Below are 12,319 nucleotides of genomic sequence, written 5' to 3' on the forward strand. Positions count from 1 at the left end.
AGAGAGTGAAGAAGACCGCTTTTACGCTGCCGGGTGCGGCTGTCGCAGCCTTCAATCTTGAGCGCTACGACTTGGCAGAACAGCTCGCCCGGAGCTTGCTTGACCTTGCGACTTCCTTTGAGCGGAACTGGAACCACGGCAATGCCATTCATTTTGCGCACACCGTCCTGGGCCTCCTTGCGGTGCGACAGGACGAACTGCTGCTTGGTATACAGGAGCTCAAAGCGTCCGGCGAAACCAGCGGGTCGCCTCAACTCGGTTCGTTCGGGCCAAGCATGCAGCTCGCAAAAGAGCTGCTGAAGCACGGAGAGTTCGGGTCAGTTCTTAGCTATTTTCAACAGTGCAGAGTCTTCTGGAAGATGGGTGGCGCGTGGTTGGACATTTGGGAGCGAAAGGTCCGAGCAGGCTCCGTGCCCAACTTTGTCATGCACAGCTACCGATAGCCGGCAGAATCCGGCCCAAGAGCGGACGAAGTTGGCCAGAAGCTATCGACACGAACACACAGCACCCAACGTCATGCTTCAAAACACAGTGGCGCACAAACAGGCGGGATGGAAGCGCCCCCGAAGGCTCTCAGTTCTTGCAAGTTCCGCGGCGAGGCAGCATCAGCTCGCAGCAGCGCTGGGCAACGCGCGCCCCGAGAAGAACGCCGAAAGATTGTCCAGCACCCTTCGGCCCATGGCTTCCCGGGTCTGCACCGTCGAACTCGCGATGTGCGGTGCGAGCACCACGTTGTCGAGCGTGAGGAGGTCGACCGGCACACGCGGCTCGTCCTCGAAAACGTCGAGGGCGGCGCCGGCGATCTGCTTTCCCTTCAATGCGTCGACAAGGGCCGCTTCGTCGACCACCGTACCCCTGGCCACGTTCACCAGATAGCCTTTGGCGCCCAGTGCATCGAGCACCGCGGCATCCACGAGGTGGCGGGTACCCGGACCGCCCGCTGTGATGATCACGAGGAAGTCCGCCCAGCGCGCAAGATCGAGCAACTCAGGTTCATAGACCCAATCGACGCCTTCCACAGCCCGCCGTGTGTGGTACCGAACTTCCATGTCGAATCCCAGCGCGCGCCGGGCGATCGTCCGGCCGATGCGGCCGAGGCCAACGAGTCCGAGCTTCGCGCCACTCACCTGCCGGCCCAGGGGAAAGGGCGAGTGGCCGCCACCCTGCCAGCCTTTCGCGCGTACGTAGCGGTCCGCCTCCGGCAGCCGCCGCGCCACCGACAGCAGCAGTCCCATGGCCATGTCCGCGACGCAGTCGTTGAGAACATCCGGGGTGTAGCCGACGGGTATTCCGCGCTGCGCCGCGGCGGTGACGTCCAGGCGATCGAGGCCGACGCCAAAGCTCGAGATGACACGCAGGTTGGGCAGCAAGCCGATCAAGCCAGCGTCGGCACCGCTGGCCGCCGATGTCACCACCCCTGTGATCTCCGCGCCGCGCTCGGCGAGAAAGGCATCGCGCTCAGGTCCGCGCCCGGGCAGGCGATGCACGATGTAGCTTTCGACGAGTGCGCGCTCCAGCGAAGGCAGCAGCGCGATGGTCTGGAGGAGGACGGGACGGTCAGTCATCTTCTTCAATCGATCTTGACGTTGCGCACGCGAATGATCTCTGCATAGCGCTTGCGGTCGTTGTCGATCAGCCGCGCAAACTGATCGGGCGTCGTCGCGGCTGGGACGGCGCCGAGCTGAACCAGCTTCTCCCGCACTTCGTCATTCGCCACCGCCTCGCGCAGATCGGCGGAGATCTTCTCGACCACATCGCGCGGGGTCGGCGCCGGCGCCAACAGCCCGATCCACGAGATGCTGTTGAATCCCGGCACCGCCGATTCCGCGAGGGTGGGCACGGCAGGAAGCGCACTCACGCGCTTGTCGCTGGTGACGGCCAGCGCACGCAGCTTTCCCGCGTTGATGTGCCCGCTGGCTTCCAGAACGGTCATGAAGGAAAGCTGGACGTGACCGGCCAGCAGGTCGGCGATCGCAGGTCCGCCACCGCGGTAGGGCACGTGAAGGATGAAGCTGCCCGTCGCGTCCTTGAACATCTCGGCCGCGAGGTGCGGAGCGCCACCGGCGCCGGAACTGCTGTAGCTGAGCTTGCCGGGCTGCGCCTTGGCCAGCGCGACGAATTCCTTCGCCGACCTCGCCGGCACGCCGGGATGAACCATCATCGCGAGGGGCAATTCCGCCACCAGAGCGATGGGCGCAAACGCCGTGTCGGGGTTGTACGGCAGCTTCGGATAGAGCACGGGATTGATCGCTTGTGTTCCGATGTTTCCCATGAGGATGGTGTAGCCGTCGGGGCGCGCCTTGGCCACGAACTCGGCGCCGATCTGTCCCGCCGCCCCGCCCTTGTTCTCCACCACGACCGGCTGGCCCCACTTCTTCGAGAGCTGCTGCGCGACGATGCGGGCGCCGGTATCGGTGCCGCCACCCGGGGGAAAGGGAACCACCAGCGTGACGGCGCGCGCCGGCCACGTTTGCGCGAAGGCACCAGCCGCCGAGATGGAGACCAGTGCCGCAATCAATGACTTCTTCAAGGCTGCCCCTTCACTGCGTGGCCGTGGCGCCGGAGGCCTTGACCACTTGTCCCCACTTCTGCATCTCCGACTGGATGAAACGTTCGAAGTCATCGGCGCTTCCGCTCCCCGGCTCGGCGCCCGAAGCCTGCAGCCGCTCGCGCACATCCGGCATCTTCAGGATGCGGTTCACCTCCGCGTTGACCTTGGCCACGATGTCCTTCGGCGTGCCGGCAGGCGCGATAAGCCCGCCCCAGGTGCTCGTTTCGTAGCCGCTCACGCCGGACTCGGCGATCGTCGGGACCTCGGGCAATGCGGCGGAGCGCTTCGCCGTGGTCACGCCCAGGGGCCGCACCTTGCCGGCCTTGATCTGAGGTCCGATCGCAACCACGGTGTCGAACATCGCCTGCACCTCGCCGGAGATGAGGTCCGTATGCGCCGCGGTGCTGCCCTTGTAGGGTATGTGCGTCATCGTCGTTGCGGTCAGCGACTTGAACAGCTCCGCCGACAGGTGCGGCGCACCGCCGTTGCCCGAAGACGCATAGCTCACCTTGCCCGGGTTCGCCTTGAGGTAGTTCGCGAAGTCGCGCACGCTCTTCGCCGGCAGGTTGTTGTTCACGACCAGCACCAGCGGCACCACGTGGGTGAGTGCGACGGGCGTGAAGTCCTTCTGCGTGTCGTACGGCAGCTTGCCGTAGAGCGTGGCGTTGATCGCGTGGCTGCTCGCCACGAGCGCGAAGGTGTAGCCGTCTGCAGGCGCCTTCGCGACGATGTCCGTGCCGGAGATGCCCGCGGCGCCCGGCTTGTTGTCGACGACGACTGGCTGGCCCCAGGCCTGCGCGAGCTTGTCGCCGATGACGCGGGCGGCGAGATCGATCGCGCCGCCCGGTGTCGCGGGCACCACGATGCGAATCGGTTTGGCGGGGAATGATTGGGCAGTGGCCGGCGCGGCGAAGGACGCAGCAGTCGCTGCGGCAAGGATGCCCAGGACGAGTGGACGCATGCAATGTCTCCTGGAGGATTTGAACTGGAGTCTAAGAAGCGGATCGATAAAAGTCCAAGCCAGATCCTGGATCGATCGATGCACAATCTGGATCGATGCTTGACTTCTTCCAACTGCGCTGCTTCGTCGCCGTCGCCAAGGAACTGCATTTCGGCCGCGCCGCGGCGCGGCTTCACATGACGCAGCCTCCGCTGTCGCGCCAGATCCAGCTGCTCGAACATGCCGTGGGCGCCCAGCTGCTGGAACGGACGAGCCGGAGAGTGCGCCTAACAGCCGCCGGCGCAGTCCTGTGTGAAGAAGCCGAGGCGATCCTGCGCCGCACCGAGCTTGCTGCCGACATGGCGCGACGCACTGCCCGCGGCGAGGCCGGCCGCGTTGTGGTCGGCTACACGGCCGTCTGCGGCTATGCGCTCATCCCGGAACTCTTGGCGGCTGTGAGCAAGGCATTGCCCGCCATCCGCATCCTGCTGAAGGAGATGGTCTCGTCAGACCAGCTTCGCGCGCTCGAGTCGGAGACCATCGACCTCGGCTTCGTGCGGCCGACGCAGCCGGCGGCAGGCATTCGCTATCACCGCATCGCGAAAGAGCCCATGGTGCTCGCGCTGCCTGCCCGGCATCCGTTGGCCAGCAAGTCTCGCGTGCGCCGCGAAGATCTGGCCGGCGAGCCGATGATCATGTACTCGGAAAGGGAGGGGAAATACTTCCACGACAAGATCGTCGATCTGTTTCCCGCAACGGACCGCTCGCCGGAGTACGTGCATCACATCGGGCAAACCCATACGATCGTTTCATTGGTGCGCTCGGGCATCGGAATCGCCATCGTCCCCGCCTCGGCGAAGTATCTCGGCTTCGAGAACGTGGTGCTGAGGCCGCTCTGGCGCAAGGACGTCACCGCCGAGATCTATCTGGCATGGCGCGAGGACTCGCGCAACCCGGCGCTGCACTCGCTGCGCGAGTTCGTCATCAGTCATCGTACGAAGGGGCTCGCAGCCTCGCTCCCCTGAGCCGCCTCATTCGCCGCCCGTCATGGCGCCGTCTCTGCACCTTCGTGGTTCCACTACACGAGCGCCTATCGGAACGTCCAGATCAACGAAGAAGGCATCTCGAACCAGGCTCTCTCCTGAGCGCTCGACCTGGCCGGCGGTGAGCGCAAGCCTGTTGGCCGTGCGCGCCAGCCCCACAACCTGGCGCACCGGAACGTCCGCTGGCACAGCAAACGCTGCGCAAGCTCGGTCTGCTCGAGCGCGTTCCTAGCCAGCGCGGCAATTGGCGCCTGACCCCAAGGCGCAGCAGGAAGACGACCTTACGCCGACGCCCGAGGGGGTGCCACTGGTCGCGTTCAGCACCGATCTGGGCGTGGCCATCTGGACCCGGACCGAGACGCTCGCCGGCAAACTGACGGATCGAATCTCCGCAATCATCACCTCGCCGCTCTACCCGTTACGCCAAGGGCGAGAAACAGGTCGCTTGAAGATGGGCGCCCAGCGCGAAGGCAGAATGCGGCCCAAGAGCAGGCGTCCGGAGCTACCGCTCAGTCTTGCAAGCCGTGACGAGAAACGCCTCGAGCCATGGCGGTAGCTGCTGGACTTGGCCGGGCCCAAGCGTGAAGGCGGCAAGTTCCCAGTCTCCGGTCTTCTCGTCGCATCGGAGGACGTAAAGATGCCCGTCATCTGCGTCGACCTTGAACCAGCGCTGCGTTGGCGCAAACCAGCGGTCAACGATGCCACGCACGGCAAGCCGGCGCTCGCCGAGCCAGAAGGCGAACGGTTCCGGTTCACCGCGATGGCCGGCGCAGCACTCCACACGAATCGTCATGGCTTTTGATACCGCTGAAGCTTGGTTCAGTTTCCCGACGTGTTCCTGCCCCAATCTGGAAGTCGAAGACTCAGTCGCGGTCGATGAGCACACCTACGCACAGCGCAGCGCCCACGACGTATAGCAACCAAGTCTGTGCAATCGCGCAGGGATAGAGCATCAGGGCGACACCGAGCCATTTGCTTCGCTGGCGACCGGCGCGCTTTCCGTAACGATACGCCACGAACCCGATGAGGCCGAATAACACGCCGTTGGCGCTCCGCGCTGATGCGTCCGGCGCAAGAGATGCCAATGCGCTTTCTCATCAAAGGCGCCGTGCGGGCGCGGTTCGCGGCGCAGAATATGGCCGACGGTCGACTGGGAGATGCCGCGGTCTCGCGCCGGCTCAGCTCACGACGCGGAGGCGAGGCACTACCTGATGTGAAGTTGATCGATGAGATAGGCGACTCCGTCACTTGTATGCGTCTCGACGACGCGGCGCAGCTCGGACGAAGGCTCGAAAGCCTCATGGGCCCCCGCGACGCTGTCGAGCCATACGCAGATGAAGCCGGTCGGGGGATACGGCTCCGCCCACAGTCGCTCGCGACGAGCCGTAGAGACCGTCCAGTTCAACGCGATCTTGTTCCCAGTGGGTGCCGCCGCTCGTCGCAGTTCGCGCCAGAGCGTGTCACGAGTCTTCGCCTGCGCATGAAATGGGACGAAGACTTTGACAGACTGTTCGGCGGGCTCATCTCCGTCGGTCTCGACCACGCACAAGGTCCAGCCCTTCAGAAAGATCGGCTCGTCGGCAGGTATGTATTTCTGACCGACCGCGGACGCTTGGGCCAGGCGCATAGCGTCCGGATCAGAAAAGAAAAGTTCCACGATACCGTCTACGTTGAAAGCAGGCTCGCCGTCGCTCGCCCACAGCACCTTGTCCACGCGGTTGTGGGTGTACTTGGTGATGCCCTCCATGCCGAGCGCGAGCTTGGCATGGGGACCCGCCCAGTACGCCCTGAAGTCGCACGTAGCCGTCCCTTCCTTCTTAGCAAGGAGCGTCATCCTCTTCATCATTCCGGGCCTTTCGGAGCTACAGAACTTGTCGCTCGGCTACTGCGAAAGCCGTGATCTCGGCCAAGAACGTCTTTGCGTGTGCCATCGTCACTTTCCCGGCTTCGGAGCCGAACGCTGCTTCCAGCGTCGCGGCATCCTCGAACCAAAGCTCGACGATGCCGTCGATCGGAAAATCGTCGTAGCCACATGATTGCCCCTTCACCAATTCACGGGCGATCACGACGTTTTGCCTGTAGGCGCTGACGCCTGGCATCTTGCGGACCAAGTCGCCGTGGATCTTCCATTCGCGGCGAAACTCCTCCTCGCTGATATCAGAGCGACGCTTCAGAATCGACATGCGTTTCAGCAGGCGAGCGCGAGCTTGCGGCTCCGGCAAGTCGATGACCACACGTTGCTCGGCGGTCACAATGTGAAGACCACCAAGGAAGTAGTTTTCGTCCGCTACGAGGTCTGCGGAGAGCTCACTGTTGTTGAACGCGTGGTCGGCCCTGCTGACGTCGTCGAACCAAAGCTGCGAGAAGCCGTCGAAGTCCCACGGTCCGCGCGGGAAATCAATGCCCCGCTGCAAGCGCTCGGTCACCGGGTTTTGCCAGTACCCCCGCAAGCCGGGCGCTCTCTTGGCAAGCTCTCCATGGTGGCCACGCCAGTATTCGCTGAATTCTTCCGTCGACCAATCGGACTTCTTGCGGATCAGGCCCATTCTTACGTTCATGTCATTTACTCCTGGTTGGTGGTCGGTTCAATGAGTTCGGCTGCAGCCTGTGCACGGGCACGTGCGAGGCCAGGAGCGCGTTTTGCAAGCCAGACGCCGTGCCGGATTGGCCAGCGCTTGTATGCGGGGTCGACCCCCAGGGTGATGGCGGCGTGATGGGGCCAGTACGGATCGAAGAGAGCTTCGCGACCCAGGGCGATCAGGTCGGCCTTCCCGTCGGCTAGCACCTCCTCTGCCTGATGCGCATCGACGATCATTCCAACGGCTTGCGTCCTGATCTGCGCCTCCTGGCGAATCCGCTCCGAGAACGGCACCTGAAATCCGAGTCCTCGCGGGACCGGCAGCGCGCGCGTTTCTTCTGTCAATCCACCGGATGAGCAGTCAATGACGTCCACGCCGCAGCCGGCAAGCTCGCGCGACAGGACGATGGAGTCCTCGAGGCTCCAACCATCCACGCTGCCGTCGACCGCCGACAGCCGGCAGAACAGCGGCTTGTCCGCTGGCCAGGCCGCACGAACCTTGCGCGCGATCTCGAGGGCCAGACGCATGCGCCCTTCGAGGCTGCCGCCCCATTCGTCATCGCGGTGGTTCGCGTTCGGCGACAAGAAGCTTGCGACCAAATAGCCGTGGCCGAAATGAAGCTCCACCACATCGAAGCCGGCCTGATCGGCGCGCAAGGTCGCATCGACGAAGGACTGAACCACATCTGCGATGCCAGCGGCGTCCAGCGCAACCGGTGCAGACCATCCAGGCCCTGCGGGCAACGCACTCGGCCCGAGACGCTGCCAAGGCTGCGGATCCGACGCTAGGCGTTGTTCGGACAGTGCCGCGCCTCCTTCCCACAACGGCTGGCTTCCCGACTTGCGTCCCGCATGAGCCAACTGAACGCCAATTGCTCCACCGTTGGCATGGACGAAATCAACCACCTGCTTCAACGGTTCGATCTGGCTGTCTTCCCAAAGGCCCAGATCCGCGGTGCCGATGCGGCCTCGCGGATCGACAGCTGTACTTTCCGTCAGGATCAGCCCTGCGCCACCAAGGGCGAATTTCCCAAGGTGAACCATGTGCCACGGCGTAGCGCGCCCCGATTCGGCCGCATGCTGGCACATGGGTGAAATGACGATCCGATTGTTCAGCACCAGTTCGCGTAGCTGAATCGGCTGGAAAAGAAGTGGTTCACTGGTGGTCATAGGAAAGCCTGTTCAATTAGGGGCGACGACCGGGACGGTCGCGGGTCGCCGAGTACCCAGATAGGTGCCGCCCATCACGGCAAGAAAACCGAAGAGATGCCAGAGGTTGAGTCGCTCACCCAGCAACATGGCGGCGAAGCCGACACCGAAGACTGGGACCCAGTAGAGGAAGACGGCAGTACGAGCTACGCCGATACGCGCAATGGCGCGGTTCCAGACGAGGTTGGACAGCGCGGTCGCCATGACACCCGAGAACAGGATGAACGCCCATGGGCGCCAGCCTGGAAAGAGCCCATCGAATCCCTTCCCGGGTGATTCGAGGGTGGCGTGGACCGCCAGAAGGAACGAGCCAACCACATAGATCGCCCAGCTGATGGTCAGGGGATGGAGTTGCATGGCCAGGCGCTGAACGATGGCGCCACCCGCGGCAAAGCTGACCACAGCGGCCACCAACATCAGGTCTCCCGCGCCAGCGCTCGATAGACCGGCTCCTGGATGACTCAACACCACTGCGACCACGCCCGCGAAGCCGAGAAAGACGCCCACGAGGCGCATCAATGTCAGACGCTCACGGAACGCGACCGCTGCGAGCAATGCGGATACCAGCGGACTCAACGCCATGATGAGCGCGCCATTGGTGGCCGTGGATCGCAGCAAGCCCTCCGCAAACAGTATCTGGTTGAGATACACCATCAGGACCGCACAGACCACGATCGCCCCGCACTGCCGCCACGACAACGACGGGAGTCCGCAGCGTTTCACCAGCACGATCAGGCTCAAAGCGGCGCATGCCACGAGCATTCGAAGCGCGGCCACGGTGGTCGGATCGAATATCCCTGTCAGGACCTTCACTGCGGCCACATTCAGACCCCAGATGGCCATCGCCCCGATCAAGGTCACCTGCACCGTGGCTGGACTCACTTGGCGATCAGGCATGAATCAGGCCCCTTTCAGTTGACGATCGCGCTGTCGGATCAAGGATGCAAATGCACCGCCGAGCAGCAACAGGCCGATGGCTGAAGATGCAAAGACCATGGTTGACGCGAAGGTGTCGACCACCCACGCGGCAAGCAGCACTCCGAGCGACTGTCCAAAGAACAGAACGCACGCAAACAGAGAGACTGCCGTACCGCGCACAGCCGGCGCCATTTGGGTCGCATGGGTCTGCAGCGTGTTGTGCAAGGCATAGAAGCCAAACCCGGCAAGCAGGCAGGCGGGAAGCGTCCACTGCCAGGATGGCGCGGATGCGATCGTTACGAATGCGATGCCCAGGCAGACTCCTCCAGTTGTCGCTAAGCCGATCTCGCCGAATCGCCGCAGCAATGCGCGGGCGCAGCGGCTGTAGAGAAGGCCGCCGACGCCGTAGAGCGCGACGATGGCGCCTGCCGTGGGCATCGACAGGTTGAAGGTCGCGTGCAGGTGAGAGGGAATGAAGGCCAGTGCGCTGAACGCGATCGCCCCTTCGATGCAGGTGACAAGCAACACCGTCCGTGCCCAAGGCCTTGCAAGCACATCCAGAACTCGACGAAGCACGCTACCCACGTCACCCGCCACCGGTAACGTGAGGCTGTGAGCACGCTTGGCAAGCATCGTGCCGCTGATCAGGAAAACCACCGCGAGCAGCCCGAACGCCGCTCGCCAGCTCAATATTTCGGCGATGAGCCCGCCCAGCCATTGGCCGCAGATCATTCCAAACACGGTCGCGCCGAGCAGCTTGGCCAGCACTTCCTGACGACCCTCGTAGGAAACGCTGTCGCCGATCCACGCCATCGTCAAGGGGATGATTCCAGCGGCTGCAACTCCAGACAGAATGCGACTGACAACCAACCAGTCCAAAGTGGGCGAGAACGCTGCGGCCGCGCTTCCGATCGTGCAAGCCAGCGTCGCAAAGCCAATGACACGCACCTTGCCGAATCGATCCCCAAGCGGCCCATAGAACAGCTGCAGAACGCCGTAGGCCAAAGCGAAGCCGGAAATGGTCTGCGCGGCCTGGCCCGTCGTAGCTGCAAACTCCGCTGCCAACGACGGAAGCATGGCATCACAGATTCGCATTGAAGCCATGCTTGCGAATGCGCATGTGCCGAGTAGCCACAGCGTTCGGGTATCAAGGGAGCGGATGCTCATGGTTGCATCGCTCGGTACGGCGCCCACCGTCATGCCACCAAACCTGGTGCAAGGATCAGGCTCGCTTCCGTCGCCTCGATCACCTCACGAACTGACACCCCAGGGGCGGTTTCATGAAGGACGAGCCCGTTCTCGGTCGGTCGGATCACTGCGAGTTCCGTGACGACCAGGTCGACGCGGCGCACCGAAGTGATTGGAAGGCTGCAGCGCGGAACGATCTTGGAACCATTCTTCGACCGATGTGTCATCGCTACGATGACCCGGCGGGCCCCTGTCACCAGATCCATCGCGCCGCCCATGCCTGGAATCATGGAACCAGGCACCATCCAGTTCGCCAGATGCCCAAGTTCATCGACCTCGAGACCTCCGAGCACGGTGACGTCAAGGTGACCGCCCCGGATCATTCCAAAGGAAAAGGCGGAGTCGAAGGCACACGCTCCGGGCAAGGCACCGACGGGGCGTCCCCCTGCGTCTGTGAGGTTGATGTCTTCGAATCCCTCGCCGGGCAACGGGCTCATGCCCATGATGCCGTTCTCGGAATGGAAAAAGACTTGAAGCGCCGGGGCCAGGTACTGGGCAACCAGTGTCGGCAGACCGATGCCTAGGTTGACGCGGTCCCCTTCCTTGAGCTCGCGAGCCACCCGTCGAGCAATCACTTCCTTGTCGTTCATGAGGCGCGCTCCTTACCTACCAGGACATGGACCAGCACGCCCGGCGTGATCACCGCGTCCGGGGCGATCATTCCGACTGGAACGATGCTTTCTGCTTCGGCAATCGTCGTGGTTGCCGCCATGGCCATCAGCGGATTGAAGTTGCGAGCCGTGAGCGTGTACTCGAGGTTGCCGTAGTAGTCCGCCCGCTTCGCGCTGATCAGGGAGAAATCAGCCTTCAAGGCGGTTTCGAGCAGGTAGCTTCGGCCGTCGACCTCGAGGGTGCGCTTGCCCTCTGCGACCAAGGTGCCGACGCCCGTGGGCGTCAGGATGCCGCCGAGACCGAATCCACCGGCGCGGATTCTTTCCGCCAACGTTCCCTGAGGTACGAGCTCGACCTCGACGGAGCCGTCCAGCATGAGCCGCTGTGTCACGGCATTGGTCCCGATGTGGCTGGCGATGACCTTGCGGACGAGGCCAGCATCTATCAGCCTACCAACACCAACCCCGGGCCGCGCGGTGTCGTTGCTGATCAGGGTGAGCCCACCACGCCGCTGTCGAATCATCTCGTCGATGAGTCGCGGCGGGCATCCCACACCCATAAACCCGCCGACCATCAGCGAGGCCCCGTCCGGGATCATCGCGATGGCCTGCTCGAGCGGGACGGCTTTTTTCATGTTGGTTCGACCGTGCCCACCACTTCGCCCAAACCGATGCGCGCTGTGCCTTCGCGCTCGCACCACCCTCGCATGATCAATGCGTCACCGTCCTCCAGGAAGCTGCGCTGCTCGCCGTTGGGCAGCGTGATCGGCTGCTCGCCGCCGCTGGTGAGTTCCATCAACGAGCCGGCTTCGCTGGCCTCGGGGCCAGACAGGGTGCCCGAGCCCAGCAGGTCGCCCGGCTGCAGGTTGCAGCCGTTCACCGTGTGGTGGGCGATCAACTGGGCCGGCGTCCAGTAGGCCGCGCGGGTGGTGTTGGTCCGAGAGAGCCGCACAGGCTCCTCACCGGCTTCGCGCATCCTCGCGGTCTGCAGCAGGACTTCCAGCTCGATGGAGAACGCGCCCTGCGCGCGGTTCGTCTCGGAGTCCAGGTAAGGCAGCGGTTGCGGATCTTCCGCGGGACGCTCGAAACCCACGCGAAATGGCGCCAGCGCCTCGGTCGTGACCAGCCAGGGCGAGAGCGTGCTGGCGAAGTTCTTCGACAGGAAGGGCCCGAGCGGCTGGTACTCCCAGGCCTGAATGTCGCGGGCCGACCAGTCGTTGA

Annotated in this window: 14 protein-coding genes; 2 read left to right on the forward strand and 12 right to left on the reverse strand. The window is 63.7% G+C overall.

The genetic code is table 11. The features are described 5' to 3' along the window. The first annotated feature begins 5 nt into the window (after positions 1-5). A complete protein-coding gene (locus BLS74_RS29010; protein WP_093110696.1) occupies positions 6-443 on the forward strand; it encodes a hypothetical protein in 438 nt (145 codons plus the stop codon). Between the two features lie 162 nt (positions 444-605). Here BLS74_RS29010 and BLS74_RS29015 read toward each other — a convergent pair whose 3' ends face one another. Genes BLS74_RS29015 through BLS74_RS29025 form a run of 3 tightly spaced genes read right to left on the reverse strand, consistent with a single transcriptional unit; the run spans position 606 to position 3,512 of the window. Continuing rightward, on the reverse strand, positions 606-1,565 hold the full coding sequence (locus BLS74_RS29015; RefSeq protein ID WP_093110698.1) for a 2-hydroxyacid dehydrogenase: 960 nt from the start codon (positions 1,563-1,565) through the stop codon (positions 606-608). Between the two features lie 5 nt (positions 1,566-1,570). Next, positions 1,571-2,530, reverse strand: a complete 960-nt coding sequence (locus BLS74_RS29020) for a Bug family tripartite tricarboxylate transporter substrate binding protein (RefSeq protein ID WP_244504065.1) — start codon at positions 2,528-2,530, stop codon at positions 1,571-1,573. Between the two features lie 10 nt (positions 2,531-2,540). Continuing rightward, complete coding sequence (locus tag BLS74_RS29025; RefSeq protein WP_093110702.1) at positions 2,541-3,512, reverse strand: tripartite tricarboxylate transporter substrate binding protein; 972 nt, start codon at positions 3,510-3,512, stop codon at positions 2,541-2,543. A 95-nt stretch (positions 3,513-3,607) separates the two neighbouring features. Between BLS74_RS29025 and BLS74_RS29030 the strand changes: the two genes are divergently transcribed. Beyond that, entirely contained in the window at positions 3,608-4,516 is a 909-nt protein-coding gene (locus BLS74_RS29030) for a LysR family transcriptional regulator (protein WP_093110704.1), read from the forward strand. 520 nt (positions 4,517-5,036) lie between these two features. On the opposite strand, the gene BLS74_RS29035 is transcribed toward BLS74_RS29030, so the two are convergent. The 9 genes from BLS74_RS29035 to BLS74_RS29080 all read right to left on the reverse strand — a co-directional run. Beyond that, entirely contained in the window at positions 5,037-5,327 is a 291-nt protein-coding gene (locus tag BLS74_RS29035; protein ID WP_212733718.1) for a hypothetical protein, read from the reverse strand. A gap of 411 nt (positions 5,328-5,738) precedes the next feature. Then, a complete protein-coding gene (locus BLS74_RS29045; RefSeq protein ID WP_170855761.1) occupies positions 5,739-6,368 on the reverse strand; it encodes an EthD domain-containing protein in 630 nt (209 codons plus the stop codon). Positions 6,369-6,396: 28 nt separating this feature from the next. Next, positions 6,397-7,092, reverse strand: coding sequence for an EthD domain-containing protein (locus tag BLS74_RS29050; protein ID WP_093110710.1), 696 nt, complete (start codon positions 7,090-7,092; stop codon positions 6,397-6,399). 5 nt (positions 7,093-7,097) lie between these two features. Next, positions 7,098-8,282, reverse strand: coding sequence for an NADH:flavin oxidoreductase/NADH oxidase (locus BLS74_RS29055; protein WP_093110712.1), 1,185 nt, complete (start codon positions 8,280-8,282; stop codon positions 7,098-7,100). 12 nt (positions 8,283-8,294) lie between these two features. Continuing rightward, on the reverse strand, positions 8,295-9,218 hold the full coding sequence (locus BLS74_RS29060) for a DMT family transporter (protein WP_244504066.1): 924 nt from the start codon (positions 9,216-9,218) through the stop codon (positions 8,295-8,297). 3 nt (positions 9,219-9,221) lie between these two features. Continuing rightward, positions 9,222-10,406, reverse strand: coding sequence for an MFS transporter (locus BLS74_RS29065; RefSeq protein WP_093110730.1), 1,185 nt, complete (start codon positions 10,404-10,406; stop codon positions 9,222-9,224). A 29-nt stretch (positions 10,407-10,435) separates the two neighbouring features. Beyond that, positions 10,436-11,077: a 3-oxoacid CoA-transferase subunit B gene (locus BLS74_RS29070; RefSeq protein ID WP_093110714.1), complete on the reverse strand. Its 642-nt coding sequence runs from the start codon at positions 11,075-11,077 to the stop codon at positions 10,436-10,438. Continuing rightward, positions 11,074-11,733: a CoA transferase subunit A gene (locus BLS74_RS29075; RefSeq protein ID WP_093110716.1), complete on the reverse strand. Its 660-nt coding sequence runs from the start codon at positions 11,731-11,733 to the stop codon at positions 11,074-11,076. Before BLS74_RS29075 ends, BLS74_RS29070 begins: the two co-directional genes overlap by 4 nt. After that, positions 11,730-12,319: fumarylacetoacetate hydrolase family protein (locus tag BLS74_RS29080; RefSeq protein ID WP_170855762.1), on the reverse strand; the 590-nt coding region annotated here is incomplete at its 5' end. The genes BLS74_RS29080 and BLS74_RS29075, both read right to left, overlap by 4 nt.

Source organism: Variovorax sp. CF079, from assembly GCF_900101545.1.
In the GTDB taxonomy this organism is placed as follows: domain Bacteria; phylum Pseudomonadota; class Gammaproteobacteria; order Burkholderiales; family Burkholderiaceae_C; genus Variovorax.

Coding starts and splice junctions, on each gene's coding strand:
- BLS74_RS29015 (WP_093110698.1), bottom strand. CDS start 1,565: ATGACTGACCGTCCCGTCCTCCTCCAGACCATCGCGCTGCTGCCTTCG.
- BLS74_RS29025 (WP_093110702.1), bottom strand. CDS start 3,512: ATGCGTCCACTCGTCCTGGGCATCCTTGCCGCAGCGACTGCTGCGTCC.
- BLS74_RS29030 (WP_093110704.1), top strand. CDS start 3,608: ATGCTTGACTTCTTCCAACTGCGCTGCTTCGTCGCCGTCGCCAAGGAA.
- BLS74_RS29035 (WP_212733718.1), bottom strand. CDS start 5,327: ATGACGATTCGTGTGGAGTGCTGCGCCGGCCATCGCGGTGAACCGGAA.
- BLS74_RS29045 (WP_170855761.1), bottom strand. CDS start 6,368: ATGACGCTCCTTGCTAAGAAGGAAGGGACGGCTACGTGCGACTTCAGG.
- BLS74_RS29050 (WP_093110710.1), bottom strand. CDS start 7,092: ATGAACGTAAGAATGGGCCTGATCCGCAAGAAGTCCGATTGGTCGACG.
- BLS74_RS29055 (WP_093110712.1), bottom strand. CDS start 8,282: ATGACCACCAGTGAACCACTTCTTTTCCAGCCGATTCAGCTACGCGAA.
- BLS74_RS29060 (WP_244504066.1), bottom strand. CDS start 9,218: ATGCCTGATCGCCAAGTGAGTCCAGCCACGGTGCAGGTGACCTTGATC.
- BLS74_RS29065 (WP_093110730.1), bottom strand. CDS start 10,406: ATGAGCATCCGCTCCCTTGATACCCGAACGCTGTGGCTACTCGGCACA.
- BLS74_RS29070 (WP_093110714.1), bottom strand. CDS start 11,077: ATGAACGACAAGGAAGTGATTGCTCGACGGGTGGCTCGCGAGCTCAAG.
- BLS74_RS29075 (WP_093110716.1), bottom strand. CDS start 11,733: ATGAAAAAAGCCGTCCCGCTCGAGCAGGCCATCGCGATGATCCCGGAC.